A 23,156-nucleotide genomic window follows, 5' to 3' on the forward strand; every position below is an offset into this window, starting at 1 on the left:
GGCTCGGGGAACGGGCGGGTGGCTGCTGCGGCGGGCATGGCGGCCTCCTCGGCGACTCTCGTTGTACGAGTTGCATCGTACAGCAGGTTATGTTCGACTCTTCTCGTACTTGGTACGAGTCGAGTCGTACTGCCGTCGGTCGTTCCTGGAGGTAGGCAGGTCATGGCAGGCTCTGATTCCCCACGCGTGGTGTGGTTCGCCGCCTGGCCGGTGACGGCCGTCTTCGTGCTGTCCAACACCGCCACCCCGCTCTACGTGCTCTGGCAGGAACGGATCGGCTTCTCCTCGGGAACGCTGACGGTGATCTTCGCCTGCTACATCGTGGGCCTGCTCGGCGCCCTGCCGGTGGCGGGCGTGACCTCGGACCGGATCGGCCGCCGCCCCGTGCTGCTGCCGGCGCTGGCGCTCGGCGTGGTGGCCAGCGTCATCTTCGCGACCGCCACCTCGGTGGCCGCGCTGGCCGTGGCCCGGCTGCTCACGGGCGTCGCCGTCGGCGTCGTCGTCTCGGCGGGGATGGCCGCGGTGACGGATGTGGCCGGCCAGGAACGGCGGCGGCTCGGCGCGTTGCTCGCCTCCACGGCCATGGTGCTGGGCGCCGGGCTCGGGCCGATGCTGGCTGGCGTGCTGTCGCAGACCCTTCCGGCGCCCACCGTGACCGTTTTCCTGCTGGAGATCGCGTTGCTCGCGCTGGCCGTGCTGGTCGTGCTCCGCATGCCGCTGCGGCGGCCAGCCCGGCCGGCGCCGACCGGGCCGTGGATCAGGCTTCCGTCCGTCCCCCGCGCCAACCGGCGGGAGCTGCTGCTCGGCGTCGCCGTCTTCGCGCCCGGCATCACCGCCACGTCCTATGTGCTCTCGCTTGGCCCCTCGCTGCTCTCCCGGCTGCTCGACACCGACAACCGGATCGTCGCCGGCCTGATGGCGTTCGTCATGTTCGGCGCGGCGACGGGCGTGCAGTTCGCGGTGCGGCGGGTGGGCGTGCGGGGCGTTCTGCTGGCCGGCGCGATGGCCGGCATGGCAGCCATGGCCGGCCTCGTCATCGCCGTCCACCAGGCGTCGGTCCCGTTGCTCCTGGTCACGGCGGCGCTGGCCGGCACCGCGCAGGGCCTCGGCCAGCTCGGCGGCCTCACGCTGCTCGGCGAGACGGTGCCGGCGGCGCGCCGCGCCGAGGCCAACGCGGCCCTGAACACCGGCGGCTACGTCCCGGCCGGACTGCTCCCCGTCCTCGCCGGCTACCTCGCCGACGCGGTCGGCCTCACGGCCGCGACGACGGTCTTCGCCACGGTGGTGCTCGCGGCGTCGGCGACGGGCGCGGTCCTGGTCGCCCGCACCGCGCCCCAAGGGCGCCGCGATGCGGTGCCCACCGCGGGTGCGCTGCCGCGCCGGCTCGGCCTTTCGCGCAGACAGTGAGCTCCGATTCGCGGCTGCGGCGGAGCCTTGCGCCGCGGCCGTGTGCCCCTCTGCGGCACCGGAGGCGTGCGCTGCCGTGGGCGGGCGGCTGATCGGCCGCGGTGTGGCCCGGCTTGGTCCAGCGGGAACGCGCCCGTGCGGCGGGCCGCTCGTCACCACGGGCGCTGCCGCGCGGCCTCGGCGGACCGTCGTTGCGGGCCGGTCACCGCTGGTGGTGGGCGGGCTGTCCTGTGGTGCGGCCGTGCCTTTGGCGCCTGGCGGCGCGGGCGGAGGGCTGGGAGCGGTGGAGTTTCTCGCCGTGGGTTGCGCGCACGCTGCCGCGCCGCGCGGGGCCGGCTCGCTACCACCAGCGGCGGCCGCGCGGCACACCGGGTCGTGACGCCAAGCCGGGCGCCACATCGCCGTGGCCGTGTGTGTGCTGGCGCATTCGTGCTCTCGCACCGCTGAGCCGCGCGCAGCGCCGTCGCGCCGTCGGGCGAAAGGTCTCGAAGAGGGGCCGAAAGCATTGGCCCGTCAGGGCCAACCCGATTTGCTGGCACACGCGTTGGCGCGGGGGCGTCATGGCCTGAAGGGTGGGCGTGATGCGATTCGCACGATGGTTGGTCGCCGCCGTGTTGATGGCGATGGTGGCGGCCGGGGCGTTGGCGCCGGCCGCCGTGGCCCAGCCGGCGGCAGCGGCGGTGGCGCCGACCGACCCGAACATCCGTTCACGGGCCGCTGGGACACCAGCGATCCGACGGCCTACACGCCCTACTGGGCGGCGCCTATCTCACCGTCGGCTTCACCGGCACCACCGTGCGGCTCCAGCAGCGCGGCACCATCGAGTACTCCGACGACCCCCCTTCTGACCCCGCCGATCCCTGCCGGCCGGGCCGACCCCACCAGGCCGGCCCGGCCGGCAGCGCACACCGAGCCCCGCACAGCCGAGAGGCCCCTCGTGGAACTGCTCCTGCTCCTGGCCGCCGCCGCGTGGCTCTACCGAGCCCACCGGCGCCGAGCCGGCCGCCGGCCCGCCCCACGCCGAACACGCTCACCAGCGCCCCGCCGGAGGCGGCCGGCCACCGGCAGCGCCGGCGCCTCCGCCACCGCACACGCCGCCCGATTACGCCAGCGCGCACGCGGAGGCCCCCTCCGCCAACTCCTCACCGCCGCCGGCCTGAACATCAACAACCGGCGCACCGCGCCCGCCGCCGCGCGCCGCTACGAAGCCGGCGGCGTCGGCGAACAGCGCACCACGGCGCTCCTCGAGGAACTCGGCACCGGCTGGGACGACGAGACCACGATCTTGGTGGAGATCGAGTACCGCCACACGGACGCGCTCCACGAGCAACTCGCCGCCCTCGCCTGACTCACCCGCCGGCCGTCTCCGGGAGCAGCAGCCGTCGGCCGCCGGCGTTCCCCCGCCACCAGGCGGTGGCCCGCCCGGGGTGGAAGGTGGGCTCGGACGCCTGCTGTCCGACCCCACCCTTCCCTCGTGGCGATTCCCGCGAGGAATACAAGCGACCGCACATCCGGGTCAAGCCTCGGCGTGCACCGTCAGCTGTTCTCGTAGAAGACCACCTTCAGGGTCGCGTTGTTGCCCGCGGAGTCGCTCTTGACCTTTTCGTAACCCGACGGGCACGTCGCGGACGACGAATCCGAACCGACATACGGGTTGTCCCAGTAGACGGTGAAGTCTCCGGCGGGCGAGCCGTAGGTGACGTACCCTTCGGTTCCCGTCATGAATCCCTGGGATTCGCTGCCGAAATGCACCGTTTCTCCGGGGGCTATCTTGTCCGGGGGTGTTTCGCTGCCTTCCCCGCTCCACACCCCGTGGTCCAGGTGCGACTTCTCCCGGGTCAGTTCCATATTGGTGAGGTTGACGATCGAGATATCGTAGGATCTCGCGGCCATGTCCTGCTCCCCTCGGCTTTTCGCCGGATCTACGAAGATTTCCGGGACCCAATGTATAGACCCATATGGATGGGCACCAGTCACGTTTTCAGACATGTCGCGACTGCTGTTCGATGGTGGCCCGGCTGCCGGCCAGAGCAACGAGGCGGGCTTCGGGGATGGCGCTGATCGACAAGTAGTTGAGCGTTAGTTCCGGCGCCTGTGACCAATACGGTCGGGGACTCCTGACTGAGGCACCAGGGAGCGAGTGGCTCCTCCAGCGTCGGCGTGCGCACCAGTTCACTGCCCCGGTCGGCGGTTTCCCGCCAACGGGCATCACGTGCCGGGACTCATACCGCTGTCAGCATGTGCGGTGGTGGGGACGTTTCACTGCCCGAATTCGAGTCGCTTTGCGGCGTGTTCAACGTCGAACATACTTCTGCTGGTGATCTCCTCGACCTTGTCTCCTTTGAAGTAGACGCAGAAGGTGTACAGGGTCTTGACCTCCTGCTCTGCGGCCAGTTCGCTAAGGTCGTCCATATTGACAGTCAGGAAGCGGACCACCGGGTACCTAACCGAGATGCCCGTCTCGTACCATAGCGTGAACTCATTGGGCTCCTCTTTCTCGAAAAGGGCTATGACGCGCCAGTTCTCCCGCAGCAGTTGATAGAACTGTTCCGTGGTGGTGACCTTCACCGCACTCATTACCGGTGCTCCTGTCCATTCGCGCATCGAAGGTCCTCTGAGCGAGGGCCTGAAGGCGCACGCAGCCTGGTCGGGGCGCTGCCCTCCCGGCCTGGGTGCGATCTTCATCCTGCCCGGCACAGCGGCGTGGTACAGCGGCAGATCAGGTCAAAAAACCAGGGTGGGCTTCCTCGCCGAATCCATTGGCTGGACCCGCGACCGCACCGCGGCAACCGGGCCCCGATGCTCGACGCCAAGGATGTGTCGGTCAGCGCGGCGGGGGCCTGGCGTTCGGCTTAAGTGGCCTGGAGCCGGTAGGACTCTGTGCCGGTCTGCATCAGGGTGCAGCGGAAGGTGATCCGGTCGGCGATGGCCGCGCAGAGCCGGAGGTCCGTGAAGATCTTGTCCATTCGGCGAACGGTGAGTTGGTGGCCGCCGCAATCGCTTTGCATTCCTCGCGCTCGGTGAAGATCTGGAACAGCAGCCGGGCGCCTTTCTTGTCCAGATTCAGGTAGCCGAACTCGTCCGGGCAGAGAAGGTCGACCTTGCTGTAGCGGGCGATCACGGAGGACAGCCGGCGGGCGGCGTAAGGAGTGGGGCCCCATATACGGCAACGGCCCCGCCGTGAGGCGGGGCCGAGCGCTGTTACCCCCAGCGAGACCGGGGGTACCGTTCTGATGTCGAGTCAGACGGAGTCATTTTGCCATGTCTGCCTTCATCGGAGACAGGCTGCGTGACACGCGAAAGCGTCGCGGCCTCTCCCAGGGCGATCTCGCCAAGCGGTCCGGTGTCTCCTACTCCCTTGTGCGGAAGCTGGAGTAGGGGGAGCGGTGGTCCACCACGCTGGAGACCGTGCGGAAACTCGCTACCGCGCTGCGCGTACCGACCAGCACCCTCGTGACGGAGACGTCCGAACCGGGGGCAGACGCAGCAACGGTAGACCGGTGGGCTGGCGTTCGGCACGCGCTGGCCGGCACCTACCCAGGCGACGACATCGCTGAGGAACCAACCGTGACCGGTGTCGACGAGGCCTTGAACGCGGCCATGCCGCTCTTCTCCAGCGACAGCTATGCCGAGCTCGGCGCGCTCCTGCCGCAGCTCATCCGCGATACCGACACCGTGGCCAGCATGGATGAGCGCGGACGGCAGCTCCAGGCACGGTTGCTGCAACTAACTGGCTGGCTGATGGTGCAGACGCGCCAGTTCGACGTTGCGTCCGACGTGCTTGACCGCGCGCTGGGCACCGCTGGTGACCGGTTGGAAGCTGCGGCCGTGGTCAATTCCCAGTGCTGGCTGCTGCTTCGGCAGGGTCGGCTGGCCGAGGCTCGCGAACTGGCAACCCGATGGGCGGACGACACGGAGCGGCGCCGGCCGTCGCGGGCCACGCCGGGCGAGCTGTCCGCGTGGGGGTGGATGCTGCTGCGAGTATCGGCGGCGGCGGTGCGCGACAACCGGCCGGAGGAGGCCGAGGACGCGCTGCGGTGGGCGCGTGCCGCGGCGGTGGGCATGGGGCGGGAACATCAGCCGCGGTCCGACTTCCTACGGACCTTTGGACCTGCGACGGTGGCGCTGAAGCGGGCCGAGAACGCCATGGTGATCGATCGCCCGGGCAAGGTGCTCCAGCTGGCCAGCAAGGTGCCTGCGGGCGGCCTGCGACCGACCTCGAACAACCGGAACCGGCATCTGCTCGACGTGGCGGACGCGCACACGAGGATGAAGCAGTACCCGGAGGCGGTGTCGAGTTGCAGGGGATTCTTCGGCAGTCGCCGCAGTGGCTGCCGAACCAGCGGTACGCGCAGGACATCATGGGGCGCGTGATCGCCCGGCGCCGAACGTTGACGCCGGAGATGCGGCAACTGGCCGACCATAAGGGTGCCCACGTAGAGGGCCGACGTGTGGCAGTACCGGATGAGGCCGCCACAAACGGCCATTGATGGGTAACCGGACGCCTCCCGAGCGTTATCTGGCACAGTCTCCCGTTCTCGGGAGTCGGCCATGACGGCGCCTCACCCGCTGCCCGACTGGATCCCGCCCGCTTCGGCCGGCGCCCGGACCGTGCCGGCTGGCCGCTGGTTCGACGCGGTCGAGGTGCCGAGCCTGACGTCGGCCTACGTGCTGGGCCGGCTCGACGCACGCTCCGGACCGGTGGTAGAGCTCCAGGACCACGGCTTCGTCCGCTGGTTCGTGGCGCCACGGGCGGCGGCCGGTTGGCCGCGGCTCCCGGGCATGTGGGTCCTCGGCCACGGCCACTACGTGGCGATCCCGCCGGCCGAGTGGTGCGCCTCGCCGACGGAGGGCGGCCCGCCGATCCGCTGGCTGCTGCCGCCCCGGGGCCGATGCCTCACCGGAGCCGACGCGCTGCACGCGGCCCTCGCCGCGACACTGCTCGCCCCAGCTCGACCAGGGGCGCGCCGTGGCTGAGCACCCCGCCGCCGGGTCAACGAAGCCGGAGATCACCGCCGTCCGCGGCGGTCCACCGGTGGAGCCAACACCGCCGCCGGTGACGTGCTCCTACTGCCACCTCCGCATCGTCGAGCACGACGACCACGCCACCGACTGCTGCTGGTGCCCCGGAAAGGCGACCGCCCAGTGACCGGGCCGGAGGGCGGTGAGAGCCCCGTCCCCCTGCCGGTTCCCGCATTCGACGAGCTGACCCGATGGCAGCTCCAGGGTCTGGTGTGCGCCTGGTGCCCCGAGCTGTTGTTCCCGCGCCGCTACCTCAGGCTCGCCACGGTCCGCGACGCCACCGGCGGCGGGCACGACCTGTTCGTCTGCGAGCCGTGCGTCCTGGCCGCCGTCGAGAAAGCGCTGGCGGATGCCTCCTGACCTACACCGCCGCCGCCTTGGCGGCGGTCTGGGAGTGGGCGAGCGCGAGGGCGGCGAGTTCGGCGCCGAGGGCGAGGCGGTGGAGCGGGGCGGTGACAGGCGCATTCCAATCGTGTTGCGCGAGATGTCATCTTCGCTCCACACGGACGAGGGCCTGCTCCGGTTCAACGCGGCGGCGGGAACCGGCTCTTCAGTCGCGTGTTTCGGTGGCGATGCCGCCATCAGCGGCCCAGGAACATCACGGCGAGCGGGACGGCCGGCAACCGCGTCACGAGATCACCGGCATTGACAGCATGGCTCTCGTGCGTCGAGGCCCGGCCATCTCATGCGGCAGACTGACCGGAGCTCCGACCTCGCGTACGCGTCCGGCGGCGCCGCATTGTCACCATGCGGCGCCGCCGTGTTTGTCGAGGCGTTATGCCCGTCGGGCACCGTCTGGCCGTCCGTGGCGATTAACGCACGTGCTCGGACGGATGACGTTTGGCCGTGGGGGTCAGCAGGAGCAGGAGCTCATCCTCACGTCGTCGATCACCGGGCCCGCGTCGCCGGGGGTGGTGCTGACGAACGACAGCTCTGTGGTGCTGTCGCTGGCCACGAACGACGCTGCCCGCTGGACGTAGCCCATGTCCACGTTAGTCTTGCCGGTGGTGTCGAATGTGAAGTCGGCGACCAGCTGACCGTCGGCGAGGATCTGCCCCGTCTTCACCGCCGGGGGGTGACCGGGCGTCGGGTTACCAGCGAGCTCGTAGAAGACCGTGTACGTCAGCCCCGGAATCGTCGCGAAGGTCTGGGACACGCGTCCCGGGTCGTTCGCGTTGAGGTCGATGCTTTGGACCCCCTCGGCCGCCTCCCAGTACGTCTCGCGCACCAAGTCGACGCCCGAGTCGCCGACAACCCATGGGCCGATTAACTGACCTGCCGAGAGCGGCTGGGCATAGCCGTTCGGAATCGTGGGGTACTCGAAACCCCCGTTGCTGAAGTTGGGCTCGGCCAGAACCGATGCCGCCGACGCCTGGCTGACCGCGCCGGCAGCAGAGGCGAGTACGCTCGCCATGACCACCGCGGTGAGGTAGCGCATGGCCATGATGATTCCTCCTCGATGCTTCGCCCCTTGTGGGCGGTGTTGACAACACTCGGTATCGAAGTCGAGAAGCGCAATATAGGGACAGTGGCGCATTGAGTCATGAGACAGAGCGAACAGGGCGTTGTTTTCCGCAACGGGCATGTGTTCCCCGTTCGCCCGTCGAATGAGCCGATACGCGCCGTCTCTCTTACTGATCTTTTCGTTAGTTCTGTGGGTGCGGCGGGCTCGTTGATGGGAGTCTGTTGTCGTGTCTTTCAAGCCTTCGTCTGTTGTGTCAGGGCCTGTCGTTCCTCCTTTGACGCGACCACAGTTGGCCGAGGCTCGGCGGGTGCGGGCGGCCGAGTTGTTCGGGCAGGGGCGCCCGAATGCCGAGATCGCACGCATGCTGGGGGTCAGTGACGAGAGCGTGCGGCGGTGGAAACGGGTCTGGGAGAAGGGAGGCGCTGACGCCTTGCGGGTATCCCGTCGATCAGCTGCCGACGGGACCACGACGGCGGACGGCCGGGCTTCTTGCCCTTTGGCAACAGCGGCTCCAGTCGCCCCCACTGGCCTTCCGTCAGATCACCACGCCCCACAGCGCAAGATCATCCCACGGCCAAGATCGACTTTCGCAACAGGCCCTAGTACTGCAACGACACTCCGTGACGGGGTGCGCTTGGGTTCGTTGATCACTTCGTGCTGAAGGAGTTAGCTGACGGTTAGCCAGATAGGTTCGGTGATTTCGTGGCTCGGTTCGCGGGCCGGTTCGGGCGGGTGGAGTCCCGGCGGCGGATGGTGTCCTACCTGCGGGGACTGCTCAGCGAGACGGAACGCAAGAACGGCTGGACCCTGGCGGAGGCCGCCGGCGACGACGGCCCGCAGGGTATGCAGCGTCTCCTGAACCACTACCTGTGGGACGCCGACGCACTTCGCGACGACGTCCGGGAAGCGGTCGTGGAACACCTCGGAGATTTCGAATAGGGAATTCTGATCCTCGACGAGACGGGGTTTCTGAAGAAAGGCATCCGGTCGGCAGGCGTAGGCCGGCAGTATTCAGGGACGGCGGGGCGGATCGAGAACTCCCAGGTGGCCGTCTTCCTGGCCTACGGATCCGAGAAGGGACGCGCCCTGATCGACCGCGAGCTATACCTTCCGAAGGACTGGACTTCGGACCGTCAACGCTGCCGGGCGGCCGGCATCGGCGACGATGTCGAATTCGCCACCAAACCGGACCTGGACCTGCGCATGCTGGAACGCGCAGTGGAGGCCGGGATCCCGTTCGGCTGGGTGACCGCTGATGAACTCTACGGCCAGACAGGGCGGATCCGGATGTGGCTGGAAGAACACGACATCCCTCATGTGCTCGCTGTCCCGAAATCGCAGATGGTCATGACCATGGAATTCTTTGGTCAGGCGCGCGCCCAAGAGCTGGTCAGCGGGCTTTCCGACGACGCCTGGAAGCCTCTGAGCTGCGGCGACGGTGCTCATGGGCCGAGGGTTTACGACTGGGCCGCAGCCGCGATCCGGCCTTGGAGGCGCCAGGGCTGGGACCACTGGCTACTGGCACGCCGCAGTCTCACCGATCCTGTGGGAATCGCCTACTACATCTGCTTCTCCCCGGCCGGGACGCCCCTTGGGGAACTCGTGCGGATTGCGGGATCCCGGTGGATGGTCGAGGAATGTTTCCAGACTGCGAAGAACGAGACCGGACTCGATCACTACCAGGTCCGCGGCTACACAGCGTGGTACCGGCATATAACCCTGTCCATGGCCGCCCTTGCCTTCCTCGCTATCCTGCGGGCGGAGGCAAAAAGGGGGGTCTCGAAACCGACAGCGATCGATCCATCATACCCGTAACCATGAACGAGGCTCGGCGACTCTTCAACCGCGTCTGCTCTCCGATCCGTCATGGAATTCACCACGTGCTCGCCTGGTCCTTATGGCGAAGAAGAAGCCAGGCCCGAGCCCGCATCAGCCATTACAGACGCAGAGGACATCCCGAAGCGTCGTTGCAGTACTAGGTCACGGGCCACCAGCTCGGGCTCTGCCAGGTCACCCTCGACCGGGTTGCGGCCCTCGATCCACCGGTGCACCGCCCAGGCCAGCGTGTACCCCTCACCCGGGGCGCCGATCGCCACCACATCCGGGATCGGCAGCGGAAGCAGCGGCGCCAGCCGGGGGAGCAGCCGTGCCTCTATCGCGATGGCCTCAGCGCCGCCGGGACGCAGCGGCAGCCGGACGGTCAGGTCCTCGCCGAGCCGGTAGATCGCGTTGACCGTGCCTCCGGAGGCGAGCCGGGCGATCGGCCGGTCCGCCCACTGGGGGAACTGAGCGCGCAGCAGCAGCCGGACCAGGTCGGCGTCGGTCTCCGCTTCGTCCGCGTGCATCTTGCCCATGTACCCACCAGATCTGTCGGTTCATGCCAGGATCGTCGGATAGTCGGACCATGACCTGGAGTTCATATCCGCCGGCCTTGTTGCCGGGGCAGCAGCAGTGGTGACAGCTCTGCGCGGCCTGCCCCTGCCGGCCGGCGGCGTACGGCTCACCGATCGTTGCCGACGTGACCGCCGGGGGCGATCGCCGGAACTCGTCAGTTTCTTCATGGTTCACCCCCAGTTCAGTTCGACCGGTCGAGACTGTATTTCCGGTCGGACAGTGCCTGGGCCAGACCACGGCCAGCTCCACGTTCAGTTGAGTCGTGCGCCCGCCGGGCCAGGTCCTGCAACGCGCGCGGCAGCTGGGCAGACCAGCGGCCACCCCATGCCCGAATCCGTAGCCCAGCCCCGACACGGCTTGCACGACCCGAAACGATCACATCGCGATCAAGCCGGTGGATCCGGGCTGGAAGAAGCGGTGTTGGGCCGCACCCGATTGACGCAATGATCAGCGGTAGGTGATTATCAGTCGACACTCGGCGATGGCCTCGAGAGCAGCACGTGCTGGAGGAGCAAGCAGAAAGGGCCAGGATTCCTGGCAGGGGCCGTGGGAGCCGGGTTCCTCCTGCTTTGTCGCCGAAGCCGAGCGGCATGTCCCTTGCTCTGAGTTTGGAGGAACCGACAGTGCACGTCGCCCTCACTGGCACCACCGGGTTTCTCGGCCTGCGGCTTGTCCGCGAACTGCTTGAACGCCATGGTTCGCTGACCGTGCTCGCACACGCCGGATCCGGTGGCGCGCTGCGGCGTATCACCCGGTTCTTCGAGCTGACCAGCGCGCCCGCTGCGCTGATCACGGAGCTGCCCAACCGGCTGCGTGTGGTGGAGACCGACCTCGGTCAGCCCCGAATGGGGTTATCATCGGCCGGCTTTCAGAGGCTGGCCGACGAGCTCGATGTGATCTGGCACAGCGCCGGCAACATCAATCTCGACGACGACCTGGTGAAACTGCGCCGGGTCAACGTCGAGGGCACCCGGAACGTCCTGGCGCTGGCCGCCGCTGGTGGCCGCAAGCCGATGGTCCACCACATCAGTACCGCCTTCGTGGCTGGCGCTCGTCGGGAGGGCGTGGTGTACGAGGACGAGCTGGATGACGCGCTGGGCTTTGAGAACGGCTACGAGCGCTCCAAGTACGAGGCCGAGTTGCTGGTGCGCGCATGGTCGCAGGCGCACGGCCGTCCGGTCATGATATTGCGGCCGAGTATCCTGGTCAGTGATCTGCCGCCGCACCCCGAACTGCCGGAGCATCCGCTGCAGTTCCTCGACCAGATCATTCAGACCGCACTGCGCCGGCTTGGTATGGCGGGGGTGTGTATCCCTGAGAAAGATCGGCCGATGGTGCGGATGATCGGCCACCCCCACGGTCACCTGAACTTCCTGCCCGTGGACCACGCGGCCTCGGTCATGGTCCAGCTGGCCAGCAGGCAACCCCCTGGGCGGGTGAACACCTACCACGTCGTGCACGACCACGACGTTCCGGTCTCGGTCGTTGTCGCGCTGGCGGAGCGGCTCGCGCCCGTACGGCTGGAGCTGGTCGAGCACCGGCCGGACGACCTGTCACCGCTGGAAGCCGCGGCGGACTTCTACCCCGGATTCACGCCCTATTTCAGTCACCGCCGTCGCTTCGACGACACCCGGGTCCGGACGCTGCTCGGCCCGTCGTTGTCCGGGGTGCACGTGGATCTGGACTACCTGATCGCCGGTGTGGAAGCTGGGCAGCCTCTTCCGTTGTCCTAACCCGACCTTCGCTCTTTATGCCTTGATGGAGCCCCTCTTGACCCTGGTGGAACGCCCTGACGCCGTCGGCACGACGGAGCCGATCTTCACCCCGGAGGAGATCGCGTCCGGCGTCCGGCGAGTCCGTGAACACGCGCATATCGTGGCCGATGCCACCGGCCGCAGGCTCGGGCTGGTGCTGGGCCCCAGACCCGCCGGTGAGATCGTGGGCACACTGCCGCCGCTGTATCCGGAGTGGCTCGGCGGCCGTACCTTCTGCGAGGCACACGGCGTCCGTTTCCCTTACGTGGCAGGCGAGATGGCCAACGGCATTGCCACGACCCGGATGGTCATGGAGATGGCCAGGGCCGAGATGCTCGGCTTCTTCGGCGCCGGTGGCCTCGGGTTCTCCCAGGCCGCCAGCGCCGTGCGAGAGCTGGCCACCGAGCTGGCGGGTCTGTCGAACTGGGGGGTGAACCTCATCCACTCCCCGCACGAGCCCGAGTTGGAGTACCGCGTGGCGAAACTGTTGCTGCGGCACGGTGTCCCCTGTGTCTCGGCCTCGGCGTTCATGGATCTGACCCCGGCCGTCGTGCTGTGCTCGGCGGCGGGGCTGCGTCGGGACGGGGATGGCCGGATCGTGCGGCGTCGAAGGATCTTCACCAAGATCTCCCGGCCGGAGGTGGCGGAGAAGTTCCTCTCCCCGGCACCCCAAGGCATGCTCCGCCGGTTGGTGGAGCGGGGGGAGCTCACCGCCGAGGAGGCGGAGCTGGCCGCGCGGGTGCCGGTGGCCGAGGACATCACGGTGGAGTCCGACAGCGGTGGTCACACCGACAACCGGCCGCTCGGTTCGCTGCTGCCACGGATCCTGCTGCTGCGGGACGAGCTCACCCGGCGCTTCGGTTATGCCCAGGCGGTCCGGATCGGTGCTGCGGGCGGACTCGGCACACCGCAGGGAGTGGCTGCTGCCTTCGCCCTGGGGGCAGCCTATGTGGTGACCGGGTCGGTGAACCAGGTCGCCACGGAGGCCGGCATCTCCGCGGAGGCCAAGGCGATGCTGGCCGAGGCCGACATCGGCGATGTGACCATGGCGCCCGCGGCCGACATGTTCGAACTGGGTGTCAAACTCCAGGTGCTGCGCCGCGGCACGATGTTCGCACCGCGAGCACGTCAGCTCTATGAGGCATACCAGGCCCATGCGTCCTTGGAGGAGCTTCCGCAGCCGCTGCGCGTCAAGCTCGAACGTGAGGTGCTGCGTGCCCCGATCGAGGAGGTCTGGGCTGCGACCCGGGAGTTCTGGCAGCAGCGTGACCCGGCGGAGCTCACCCGTGCGGAGGCCGACCCCAAGCACCACATGGCGCTGGTCTTCCGCTGGTACCTCGGCAACTCCAGCCGCTGGGCGATCACCGGGGACACCGCCCGGCGCACCGATTACCAGATTTGGTGCGGTCCGGCGATGGGCGCGTTCAACCGGTGGACTGCGGGCAGCTTTCTCGCTGAACCCGCCAACCGTTCCGTGGTGCAGATCGCGCTCAATCTGCTCGAAGGCGCAGCTGTGACCACCCGCGCGCACCAGCTCCGCACCTACGGGGTGCCGGTACCGGCCTCGGCGTTCGTGTTCACCCCGCGTCGTCTCGCCTGACCCCATCGACCACCGAGGAGAAAGCATGTCCGACACTCAGTCCAGACAGGTTCCCATCGCCGTGGTCGGTATCGGCGCGTTACTGCCCGGCTCGCCGGATGCCGGCGAGTTCTGGCGCACCGTGGTCGCCGGGCGTGACCTGATCACCGACGTTCCCGCGCGTCGCTGGCTGGTCGAGGACTACTACGATCCTGACACCGCGGCGCCGGACAAGACCTACGCCCGGCGCGGCGCGTTCCTGCCGGAAATCGACTTCGATCCGATGGCCTACGGCATCCTTCCGAACGCCCTGCCGGCCACCGACATCAGCCAGCTGCTGGCGCTCACCGTGGCCGAGCAGGTCCTCACCGACTGTGACGCCCTGTCCAGAGTAGACCGTGGCCGGGTCGGTGTCATCCTCGGCGCGGCCGGAACGGAACTGCAGAGCCACATGAACGCGCGGATCCAGCGCCCGGTGTGGCTCAAGGCCATGCGGGAGAACGGCATACCCGAGGCTGAGGCCCAAGCCGTCTGTGACCGTATCACCGAGCACTACGCGCCCTGGCAGGAGTCGACCTTCCCAGGGACGCTCGCCAACGTCATCGCGGGGCGGATCGCCAACAGGTTCGACCTGCACGGCACCAACCACACCACTGACGCCGCGTGTGCCAGCTCGTTCGCGGCGCTGTCCGCGGCGGTCAGCGAGCTCGTGCTCGGCCGGGCCGACCTGATGCTCAGCGGCGGTGTCGACACCGCCAACGACATCGGCGCGTTCTTGTGTTTCTCCAAGACGCCCGCACTGTCAGCCAGCGGTGACTGCCGTCCCTTCTCGGCTGCCGCCGACGGCACGATGCTCGGCGAGGGACTGGCCATGTACGCGTTGAGGCGCCTGGCTGACGCCGAACGGGACGGTGACCGCGTCTATGCGGTGATCCGCGGTATCGGTACCTCCTCCGACGGCATGGGCACCGCGATCTACGCGCCGCTGCCCGAGGGCCAGGCACGCGCCCTGCGGCGGACCTACACCGAGGCGGGTTACGGCCCGGAGAGCGTCGAGCTGGTGGAGGGGCACGGCACCGGTACCGGCGCGGGTGATGCCGCGGAGTTCGCCGCGCTGCGCCAGGTGTACGGGGAGTCCGGCCGGACCGATCGGCAATGGTGTGCGCTGGGATCGGTCAAGTCCCAGATGGGGCACACCAAATGCGCCGCGGGCGCCGTGGGACTACTCAAGACCATCTTGGCCCTGCACCACAAGGTGCTGCCGCCGACGATCAAGGTGGACCAGCCCAACCCTGCGATGGACATCGGTGACAGCGCTTTCTACCTGAACACCCAGCCGCGGCCGTGGGTGCGCGCCGCCGATCATCCGCGTCGCGCCGCGGTGTCGAGTTTCGGTTTCGGCGGCAGCAACTTCCACGTCACTGTGGAGGAGTACGCTGGCGTGGCCGGTGACCGTGCCCCCTGGCGTATCCGCACCGCCCCCACCGAGCTGGTACTTTTCAGCGGCCCGTCACCGGAGTCCCTGCTGGAACGACAGATCGACGGTGGCCGCCCGCTGGCTGACATCGCCCGGGAGAGCCAGGCGGCCTTCCGGGTGGAAGACGCGGTGCGACTGGCCGTCATCGCCGCCGACACCGCAGACCTGGCAGACAAGCTCACCCGGGCCGCCGCGCAGATCCGGCGGCAGCCGGAGGCGGCCTTCTGCGCCCCCACCGGGATCCACTACGCCACCGGCGCCCCCGCCGTCGGCCGGATCGGGTTCCTCTTTCCCGGCCAGGCCGCTCAATACGTCACCATGGGCGCCGACCTCGCGATGCTGGCGCCCTCAGCCCAGGCCGTGTGGGATCGCCTGGGCAGCATTGAGTTCGAGGGACGGCCACTGCACCGCGTGGTGTTCCCACCCCCCGCTTTCAGCGACGAAGAGCGGGACGGGCAGCAGGCGCTGCTGCGGGCAACCGAGTGGGCGCAGCCCGCGCTGGCGGTGCACAGCCTCGCCCTACTGGCAGTCGTGCATGGCCTTGGCCTGGAACCGGACTGCGTCGCTGGGCATAGCTTCGGTGAGCTGACGGCGCTGCACGCGGCGGGTGCCCTGGACGCCGAGTCGCTGGTGGGCCTGGCCCGCAGGCGTGGCGAGTTGATGCGTGAGGCGGCGCGGACACCGGGTGCGATGCTGGCCGTCACGGCGGAGCGGGCGAGGGTCGAATCCGCCATCGCCGGCAGCGGCGCCACCGACGTCTGGCTGGCCAACCACAATTCGCCGAACCAGTTCGTGGTCTCCGGCGCCACCGACACGATCGAGATCGTCGAGCGGGAGCTCGCCGCCGACGGTGTCGTCGTGCGCCGCCTCAACGCCGCGACCGCTTTCCACACCCCGATCGTCGCTGGGGCGGTCGAGCCGTTGTTCGAGTTCCTGGGCGAGGCCAAGATCACCGAGCCCCGGATTCCGGTCTACGGCAACGCCGACGCGTCGGCCTATCCCACCCAGCCCGCCGATATCCGTCGCAGGATCGCCGACCACCTGGCCACCCCGGTGCTGTTCAGCGATGAGATCGAAGCGATGTACACCGCTGGGGTACGGACCTTCGTCGAGGTCGGTGCGGGCGCCACCCTCACCGGCCTGGTCGGACAGATTCTCGGCGACCGCGAGCACCTGGCGGTGAGCCTGGACCGCAAGGGGTGCAACGGAATCACCGCCCTCCAGGAGGCAGTTGGCCGCCTCGCCGTGAGCGGTGTGCGGCTTGACCACGACAACCTGTGGGCGCCCTACGCGCCGCCCACGGCAGCAGCGAGGGAGCGTAAACCCGCGATGACCGTGCGGCTCAACGGCGGCAACTACGGCCGGGTCTACCCGCCCGAGGGCGGGGCCACCGCGCTGCCCGCACCGAACCCGCCCCGCCAGCAGGCGGTACCTGCCCCCGCAGAGCAGGCGCCCGCGCCCGCAGCGCCCGGGGCGGCCCCTGTGGACGCAAACTGGCTCGCCCTGATCGAGAGCACCCAGCGGCACACGGCGGAGGCGCACGCCGCCTGCCACCGCATGCTGATCGACAGCCACATGGCGTTCCTGAAGATGACCGAGACCACTTTCGCCGCGATGCTGGGCGGCCAGGTCAGTGCGGAGGCGATCCCCACACCGATGGTGCCGCCACCGGCGTTGCCGGCCATGCCGGTGTTCGAGGCACCCCAGTCGCCCGCCGCGCCGATGACGCTACCCACACCACCCCCCATGGTGGCGCCCGTTGCGTCTGCGGCCCCTGCCACGTCCGCACCGGTGGTCTCCCCGGCCGAATTCGGGGAGTTGTTGTTGTCAGTGGTGGCCGAGCGGACGGGGTATCCGGTCGCGATGCTGAACCTGGACATGGCTCTTGACGCGGATCTGGGAGTGGATTCGATCAAGCGGGTGGAGATTCTGTCCGCGATGCGTGAGCGGGTGGGTGATCTGCCCGAGGGTGACGTCGCCCAGCTGGGCAGACTCCGCACCCTGCGGGAGATCGTCGACGCACTCACCGCGAGCACCGCCCCGGTTCAGGACACCGTTGCCGCACAAGTGCCTACTGCCGCACAGCCACAGGAGTCCAAGCACCAGACCGTGCTCACCCGGCTCGCGGTTCGCGTGCTTGACACGCCCGCCCCCGGGCTGGCGATGGCGGGCCTTGGCGGCGGGCTGATCGCGGTGACCCAGGATGGCTCCGGCATCGCCGAGTTGGTCGTAGCGGGGCTCACCGAGCACGGCGTCCATGCCGCCGTAGTGACCAGCGTGCCCGCAGACGCGCGGGGTGTCGTGTACCTCGGTGGTCTCGCCGAACTCGATTCACCGGAGCAGGCGCTGGCCTGCCAGCAAGAGGCATTCCGGGTGGCCCGCTCGGTCGCGGCCCGCTTCGCCGAGCAGGGCGGGCTGTTCGTGACCGTCCAGGACACCGGCGGTGACTTCGGCCTCGGCGGCACACAGCCCGACCGGGTCTGGCTCGGCGGTATCGCCGCACTGGCCAGGACCGCGGCCAAGGAGTGGCCCGCGGCCTTGGTCAAGGCCATCGACTGCGAACGCGGCGGACGCACGGCCGGGACGGTCGCATCAGCGATCGTCGGGGAACTGCTGGACGGCGGACCGGCCCGAGAGGTCGGCCTGCGCGCCGACGGCACCCGCAGCACGCTGAAAGCGGTCCCGGCGCCGAGGGCGTCCGGCCTGGCGGCGAAGATCGGACCGGACTCGGTGATCGTCGCCACCGGCGGCGCACGCGGGGTGACCGCAGCGGCCATGCTGGACCTGGCCCGAACCCACCAGCCCCGGATCGTGCTGCTCGGCCGCACCGAGCTCGTCCCAGAGCCCGCTGGACTGGCCGCCGCCAGCGACGAGGCCGCGCTCACCCGTGCTCTGGCCGAGCGTTCCGGCGGCAGCGGCGTACCCGCGGTGATCGCCGCAGAGGCCCGGCAGATCCTCGCGGCACGGGAGGTCCGGGCCACGGTCGCAGCCCTTGAGGACGCCGGTTCGTCCGTCCGGTACCTGCCGGTGGACGTACGGGACAGTGGCGCGCTGTCGGCCGCGCTGGCCGGGGTGCGCGCGGATTGGGGGCCGGTCACCGGGATCGTGCACGGTGCGGGTGTGCTGGCCGACAAACTGATCGCCGACAAGACCGATGAGCAGTTCGAGGCTGTGCTGGCCACGAAGGTCGACGGCCTGCGCGCACTGCTCGCGGCGACCAGGACCGACCCGCTGGATGCGATCATCCTGTTCTCCTCGGTGGCCGCGGTCTTCGGCAACGCCGGACAGAGCGACTACGCCGTGGCCAACGAGGTGCTCAACCAAGTGGCCGCCGCCGAAGCGGCCCGGCGGCCCGGGTGCCTGGTGCGAGCCCTCGCATGGGGGCCGTGGGATGGCGGCATGGTCACCCCCGCACTGGCCGAGCACTTCGGCCGCTCCGGTGTCCCACTCATCCCGGCCGGACAGGGCGCCGCGGCCTGTACTGCCGAGCTGGGTGATCCCTGCGCGGACACGCGGGTGGTCATCGCGGCAGGGGACGATCCCGGCCCGAAGGCTGTGGCCGGTGAGCCGGGTGTTGCGGAGGTGCGTCTGTCCACGCGCACCCACCCCTACCTCGTCGACCATCAGGTCGCGGGGATCCCGGTACTGCCGGTGGCGCTGGCGCTCGACCTTTTCGGCAGAGCAGCCGCAGCCTGGCGGCCCGCCGCGGACAGCCTCGTACTGCGTGACCTGCGTGTGTTCAACAAGGTCGTTCTGCCGCACCTGAAGGGGAGCGGCCACCGGCTGGCCCTGCGCGGCCGTCCCGAGCTCACCGCGACGCCCTCGGCGTTGGCGGCCGAACTGCTCGACGCGGACGGCAGGCCACACTTTCGGGCCGTACTGGAGTTCGGAGCGAACTTTCCGCAGCCGACGGGCTGGGACACCCCGGACGGCTTGGTTCCGTTGGCGCGGGAGGAGATCTACGACGGCCGGGTGCTCTTCCACGGACCGGCGTTCCGGGCCATCCGCTCGGTGCACGGGGTCTCCGCCCAGGGAGCCGAGGCGACGGTGAACGGTGTCGATGAGCTCGGTTGGGAAGGGGACAACTGGCAGCTCGACCCAGCCGCAGTGGACGGTGGGCTGCAACTGGCGGTGCTGTGGGCTGAGGGTGTACTCGGGGAGGCCGGTCTGCCGATGGCCGTCGCGGAGTGCCGGGTATACCGGCGCGGAGCGGCCCAGGCGCCCGTGCGGTGCGTGGTGTGGGCGCGGAAGGTGCACGACACAGGCGCGCGCTGTGATCTGGTGCTGCTTGACCAGGGCGGGACGCCCCGGGTGGAACTGCTCGGCGTGGAACTCATCCGCCGTCCCGACTGAGCTCGCCTCGCCGTTCCCCTCCGCGTTCGTGAAGTGAGACTGGTATGGGATTCGAACCGATCGCCATCGTCGGCCGCGGGTGCGTGCTGCCCGACGCGCTGGACCCGGACACGTTCTGGGACAACATCTCTGCGGGCCGATGCAGCCTGTCGCCTGTACCGGACGGCCGCTGGCGCCTGCCGCACCGGTGGGCGATGGGTACCGTGGAGGACCATCTCGACCGCACCTGGACCGACGTCGGTGGCTACGTCCAGGGCTTTGAGCAAGCGTTCGACCCGACCGGTTTCCTCGTCGGCCCGGGTGAGATTCTCGCGCTGGACCCATTGTTCCACTGGGTGCTGCACGGCACCCGGCAGGCACTGCGGGAGGCCGGCCAAGACGGGCCGCTGCCCCGCGCGGGACTGGTGCTGGGCAACCTGTCCTATCCCACCAGTGCCGGATCGGCCTTCGCCGAGCACGTGTTGCTCTCCACCGGGGACCCGACACTGCTGGCTGCGGCGCGCCAGGCCCGGCCCGACGCACGGAACAGGTTCTCCTCAGGACTGCCAGCGCATTTCGCCGCCCGCGCCCTGGGGCTCGGTGCGGGGGCCTTCGCTCTTGACGCCGCCTGTGCCTCCTCGCTGTATGCGATCAAGCTGGCATGTGACCGTCTGCACGACGGCACAGCGGACCTGATGGTGGCCGGGGCGGTCAACCGGGTGGACAACCTGTTCCTGCACGTGGGGTTCTGCGCGTTGTCCGCGGTAAGCCGCAGCAGCCGCAGCCGGCCATTTCACCGGGAGGCCGACGGGTTGCTGCACGGTGAGGGCGCCGGGTTCGTCGCACTGATGCGACTGTCCGACGCGCTCGCTGTCGGCAGGCCCGTGCTCGGTGTGATCCGAGGGGTCGGGCTGTCCAATGACGGCCGTGGCCGTGGCCTGCTCAGCCCTGCGGAGGAGGGCCAGGAACGGGCGATGCGCCTGGCTTACGCCCAGGCGGGTGTGGCGCCGGAGACCGTCTCGCTGCTGGAGTGCCATGCCACGGGGACCCCGGTCGGGGACGCCGCGGAGGTCCGCAGCACCGCACGGGTCTTCGCCGGCAGCACCGACCTGCCGATCGGCTCAGTGAAGTCCAACATCGGGCACCTGCTGGCCCCGGCGGGCGCGAGTGGACTGCTCAAGGTGCTTGGGGCGATGCGGGCGGGCATCCGCCCCGCGACGCTGGCCGCGGAGGACTCGCTCGCCGAGCTGACCGGCACCCCGCTGCGTGTACTGGGTGAGTCCGAGCAATGGCAGGGGCTTCGCCGGGCCGCGGTGAGCGCCTTCGGGTTCGGCGGCGCCAACGCCCATCTGATTGTCGACGCCTGGGACGCGAACGGCGGAGCCGCAATTCCGGAACCGACAACCGTGAAGGCACCGAACGTGGAGGTGGCGATCGTGGCCATCGGCGCCAGGGTCGGCGATGGGACCGGAGCCGAGGACTTCCGCCGTGCGGTGCTCGACGGCCGGCGGTGCGCTCCGGCGACGAGGGTCGAGGTAGCGCTGCCGGGATGGTGTTTCCCGCCGCTTGCTATGGAACACACGTCGCCGCAACAGCTCCAGGTGCTGGAGGCGGCCAGGGAAGCGGTGCGAGAGGTCGACCTGCCTCGGGAGCGGACCATGGTGCTGGTCGGAATGGGCGTGGATCCGCAGATCGCCTACTCCGCCGCACGCTGGCGGGCGCCGCAGTGGCTGGAGGGGGCCGGGATCCCGGCCGACTCAGAGCTGGCCGAGCGGGTCAGGAACGCTCTCGCCCCGCCCATGGTGTCCGAGCGGGTCGTCGGCAGCCTGCCGAACCTCGTGGCGAACCGGATCAACACCCAGCTGGACCTGGCGGGACCGGGCTTCACCGTTTCGGCGGAGGAGACCTCTGGCCTGGTGGCGCTGGATCTCGCGGCCCGTGCCCTCCGTACCGGGGAGGCCTGTGCCGCGCTCGTCGGCGCCGTCGACCTTGCCCGCGACCCGGTCCACGAGGCCGCACTGGCCGAACTCGGAAGCCAGGCCGTCACTGGAGACGCGGCCGTGGTGATGGTCCTCAAACGCCTCAGTGACGCCCGCAGGGACGGGGACACCGTGCTGGCAGTCCTCGACGACTCGGCCGTCGCCGAACCGGAGCTGATCATCGGCGACGACGCCGGATTCGATCCGGCCGAGCTTTTCGGCCGTGCCCACGCCGCGCAGGGACTACTGTCCGTCGCGGTCGCCACAACCGCCCTGTGCCACCGCGCGCGACCGGTGGCGGTGGCTCCGGCCAGGGCCGAACCGGGACTGAACACCGCCGAGGTCGTGGTCACGCCGATGGAGGCGCCGCCGGTCCGGATCCGGCTGCGGGCGGGCGACGCCGTGCCTTGGGCGTCCGGACCCACGCCGAGGCTGCACGTCTACTCCGGCCGAGACCGTCAGGAAGTCCTCGCGGCGCTCAACGAAGAGGCCGAGTCGGCCGACGGTCCGGCGCGGCTGGTCCTGGTGACCGAGGGTGACATCGCCGCGCACCGCGATGCCGCACGCCGCTGGCTCACCGACGGTAGTATCAGGCCGTCCGGCGTGTTCTACCGGGACACCCCGGTGACCGGAGAGCTCGGTTTCGTCTACACCAACGGCTCGGCCGCCTACCCCGGCATGGGGCGCGAGCTGTCGCTGGCTCTGCCCACCCTTGTGGCCGGGCGATCCACCGTACGGCCGGGCGCCGGTCCCGAATCCGAGGTGCTCGACCAGATCTGGGGCGCCGCCGAGCTGGCCGCCATGCACACCGAACTCACCCGCGAGCTGCTCGGGCTGCGCCCGGACGCCGCCATCGGCTACTCCTCCGGTGAGTCGGCAGCCCTCGTCGCCCTCGGAGCATGGCGCGACGCTGACCAGCTATATCGGGACACCTGGGCGAGCGGCCTGTTCACCACCGAACTCACCGGAGCGCTGCACACGGTGCGCCGCGCCTGGGACCGCCTCGGCGTACCCGGCGACCGGTGGTCCAGTTACCTGGTCACCGCCCCGCTGGAGCGGGTCCGCGCGGAGCTGGCCGACGAGGCGGCGGTGCACCTGATGGCGATCAACGCGCCCGAGGTGTGTGTGATCGGCGGCGAGGCACAGGCCTGCGCGGCGGTCGTGGCCCGACTCGGCGCCGCTGCCGCTATCCCGATCGATTACGACCTGGCCGCACATGCCCCGGAACTGGCTGAGGTTCGCGACCAGTGGTGGCGACTGCATCTGCGCCCCACCACCGAGGTGCCGGGTGTGCGGTTCTACAGCGGGGCCAGCACCCGCTCCTACACCGTGACGGCCGAACGCGCCGCCGATGCGGTCACCGCACAGGGCCTCGGCACGATCGACTTCGCCGGCACAATCGAGCGGGCGTGGGCCGACGGTGTCCGGGTCTTCGTCGAGCACGGCCCGCGCGGTCTGTGTACCGGCTGGATCAAGCGTGTCCTCGGCGACCGCGAGCACGTCGCCGTGGCACTGGACGCCTCCGAGGGCAACGGACTGCGGCAGCTTTCTCTGGCCGTCGCCGAGCTCGTCGTCGCTGGCGTGCCCGTACGCACCGGGGCACTCTTCGACCAGCTCCGGGCTGCGCGACCCGCCGCGGCCGAGGACATGCCCACCATCGAACTGCGCGCTCACCGGGAGGTCGCCCTGCCCTCGCTCGAACAGCCCGCAGAGATCATGCCGAGGGCTCCCCAGCTGGCTCCCGCCC

17 protein-coding genes and 1 pseudogene are annotated in these 23,156 nt (G+C 69.6%); 13 read left to right on the forward strand and 5 right to left on the reverse strand.

Annotated elements, in window-relative coordinates; all coding sequences use genetic code 11:
• Window positions 1-162 precede the first annotated feature (162 nt).
• Window positions 163-1,407 (forward strand): MFS transporter, encoded by a 1,245-nt coding sequence (locus tag E1265_RS14540; protein WP_132930726.1) that lies wholly within the window; start codon window positions 163-165, stop codon window positions 1,405-1,407.
• Between the two features lie 937 nt (window positions 1,408-2,344).
• The gene (locus tag E1265_RS14545; RefSeq protein WP_132930727.1) at window positions 2,345-2,755 is read left to right on the forward strand and encodes a hypothetical protein; all 411 of its coding nucleotides are present in this window, start codon (window positions 2,345-2,347) and stop codon (window positions 2,753-2,755) included.
• A 188-nt stretch (window positions 2,756-2,943) separates the two neighbouring features.
• On the opposite strand, the gene E1265_RS14550 is transcribed toward E1265_RS14545, so the two are convergent.
• The 3 genes from E1265_RS14550 to E1265_RS14560 form a co-directional block, all read right to left on the reverse strand.
• Window positions 2,944-3,300 (reverse strand): aegerolysin family protein, encoded by a 357-nt coding sequence (locus E1265_RS14550; protein ID WP_165953752.1) that lies wholly within the window; start codon window positions 3,298-3,300, stop codon window positions 2,944-2,946.
• A gap of 366 nt (window positions 3,301-3,666) precedes the next feature.
• Window positions 3,667-3,984 carry a hypothetical protein gene (locus E1265_RS14555; RefSeq protein ID WP_132930729.1) on the reverse strand — a complete coding sequence of 106 codons (318 nt, stop codon included), beginning with the start codon at window positions 3,982-3,984 and terminating at the stop codon, window positions 3,667-3,669.
• Between the two features lie 316 nt (window positions 3,985-4,300).
• Window positions 4,301-4,528: an ATP-binding protein gene (locus E1265_RS14560; protein WP_279571429.1), complete on the reverse strand. Its 228-nt coding sequence runs from the start codon at window positions 4,526-4,528 to the stop codon at window positions 4,301-4,303.
• A gap of 140 nt (window positions 4,529-4,668) precedes the next feature.
• Between E1265_RS14560 and E1265_RS40680 the strand changes: the two genes are divergently transcribed.
• The 5 genes from E1265_RS40680 to E1265_RS14580 all read left to right on the forward strand — a co-directional run bounded on the left by E1265_RS40680 (window position 4,669) and on the right by E1265_RS14580 (window position 6,789).
• Window positions 4,669-4,785 (forward strand): helix-turn-helix transcriptional regulator, encoded by a 117-nt coding sequence (locus E1265_RS40680; RefSeq protein WP_347877198.1) that lies wholly within the window; start codon window positions 4,669-4,671, stop codon window positions 4,783-4,785.
• Window positions 4,786-4,974: 189 nt separating this feature from the next.
• Entirely contained in the window at window positions 4,975-5,781 is an 807-nt protein-coding gene (locus tag E1265_RS14565) for a hypothetical protein (protein WP_347877199.1), read from the forward strand.
• 177 nt (window positions 5,782-5,958) lie between these two features.
• Window positions 5,959-6,384: a hypothetical protein gene (locus E1265_RS14570; RefSeq protein WP_132930730.1), complete on the forward strand. Its 426-nt coding sequence runs from the start codon at window positions 5,959-5,961 to the stop codon at window positions 6,382-6,384.
• Entirely contained in the window at window positions 6,377-6,556 is a 180-nt protein-coding gene (locus E1265_RS14575; RefSeq protein WP_132930731.1) for a hypothetical protein, read from the forward strand. Before E1265_RS14570 ends, E1265_RS14575 begins: the two co-directional genes overlap by 8 nt.
• Window positions 6,553-6,789 (forward strand): hypothetical protein, encoded by a 237-nt coding sequence (locus tag E1265_RS14580; RefSeq protein WP_132930732.1) that lies wholly within the window; start codon window positions 6,553-6,555, stop codon window positions 6,787-6,789. The genes E1265_RS14575 and E1265_RS14580 overlap by 4 nt, the downstream gene beginning before the upstream one ends.
• 493 nt (window positions 6,790-7,282) lie before the next feature.
• Here the strand turns inward: E1265_RS14580 and E1265_RS14585 are convergent, their stop codons facing one another.
• Window positions 7,283-7,873, reverse strand: a complete 591-nt coding sequence (locus tag E1265_RS14585) for a choice-of-anchor C family protein (protein WP_132930733.1) — start codon at window positions 7,871-7,873, stop codon at window positions 7,283-7,285.
• Between the two features lie 328 nt (window positions 7,874-8,201).
• Here E1265_RS14585 and E1265_RS39020 point away from each other — a divergent pair, with 328 nt between their 5' ends.
• Both E1265_RS39020 and E1265_RS14600 read left to right on the forward strand, forming a co-directional pair.
• The gene (locus E1265_RS39020; RefSeq protein ID WP_243740787.1) at window positions 8,202-8,555 is read left to right on the forward strand and encodes a helix-turn-helix domain-containing protein; all 354 of its coding nucleotides are present in this window, start codon (window positions 8,202-8,204) and stop codon (window positions 8,553-8,555) included.
• Between the two features lie 89 nt (window positions 8,556-8,644).
• Window positions 8,645-9,873: pseudogene (locus tag E1265_RS14600) on the forward strand (IS701 family transposase).
• On the opposite strand, the gene E1265_RS14610 reads toward E1265_RS14600, so the two are convergent.
• Window positions 9,790-10,248 (reverse strand): phosphotransferase, encoded by a 459-nt coding sequence (locus E1265_RS14610; protein ID WP_132930735.1) that lies wholly within the window; start codon window positions 10,246-10,248, stop codon window positions 9,790-9,792. The pseudogene E1265_RS14600 and the gene E1265_RS14610 overlap by 84 nt on opposite strands.
• Before the next feature lie 663 nt (window positions 10,249-10,911).
• Between E1265_RS14610 and E1265_RS14615 the strand changes: the two genes are divergently transcribed.
• From E1265_RS14615 to E1265_RS14630, 4 genes are all read left to right on the forward strand, one after another.
• On the forward strand, window positions 10,912-12,021 hold the full coding sequence (locus tag E1265_RS14615) for an SDR family oxidoreductase (RefSeq protein WP_243740788.1): 1,110 nt from the start codon (window positions 10,912-10,914) through the stop codon (window positions 12,019-12,021).
• A 25-nt stretch (window positions 12,022-12,046) separates the two neighbouring features.
• A complete protein-coding gene (locus E1265_RS14620; RefSeq protein ID WP_132930739.1) occupies window positions 12,047-13,642 on the forward strand; it encodes a PfaD family polyunsaturated fatty acid/polyketide biosynthesis protein in 1,596 nt (531 codons plus the stop codon).
• A gap of 25 nt (window positions 13,643-13,667) precedes the next feature.
• Entirely contained in the window at window positions 13,668-19,451 is a 5,784-nt protein-coding gene (locus tag E1265_RS14625; protein WP_132930737.1) for a type I polyketide synthase, read from the forward strand.
• 44 nt (window positions 19,452-19,495) lie between these two features.
• Window positions 19,496-23,156: type I polyketide synthase (locus E1265_RS14630; RefSeq protein ID WP_132930738.1), on the forward strand; the 3,661-nt coding region annotated here is incomplete at its 3' end.

The sequence above is a fragment of the Streptomyces sp. 8K308 genome, assembly GCF_004348315.1.
Lineage (GTDB): Bacteria > Actinomycetota > Actinomycetes > Streptomycetales > Streptomycetaceae > Streptomyces.

Excerpts from the sequence above, each read along its gene's own strand:
- E1265_RS14540 (WP_132930726.1), top strand. The coding sequence starts at position 163 with ATGGCAGGCTCTGATTCCCCACGCGTGGTGTGGTTCGCCGCCTGGCCG.
- E1265_RS14550 (WP_165953752.1), bottom strand. The coding sequence starts at position 3,300 with ATGGCCGCGAGATCCTACGATATCTCGATCGTCAACCTCACCAATATG.
- E1265_RS14555 (WP_132930729.1), bottom strand. The coding sequence starts at position 3,984 with ATGAGTGCGGTGAAGGTCACCACCACGGAACAGTTCTATCAACTGCTG.
- E1265_RS40680 (WP_347877198.1), top strand. The coding sequence starts at position 4,669 with ATGTCTGCCTTCATCGGAGACAGGCTGCGTGACACGCGAAAGCGTCGC.
- E1265_RS14570 (WP_132930730.1), top strand. The coding sequence starts at position 5,959 with ATGACGGCGCCTCACCCGCTGCCCGACTGGATCCCGCCCGCTTCGGCC.
- E1265_RS14585 (WP_132930733.1), bottom strand. The coding sequence starts at position 7,873 with ATGGCCATGCGCTACCTCACCGCGGTGGTCATGGCGAGCGTACTCGCC.
- E1265_RS14610 (WP_132930735.1), bottom strand. The coding sequence starts at position 10,248 with ATGGGCAAGATGCACGCGGACGAAGCGGAGACCGACGCCGACCTGGTC.
- E1265_RS14620 (WP_132930739.1), top strand. The coding sequence starts at position 12,047 with ATGGAGCCCCTCTTGACCCTGGTGGAACGCCCTGACGCCGTCGGCACG.
- E1265_RS14625 (WP_132930737.1), top strand. The coding sequence starts at position 13,668 with ATGTCCGACACTCAGTCCAGACAGGTTCCCATCGCCGTGGTCGGTATC.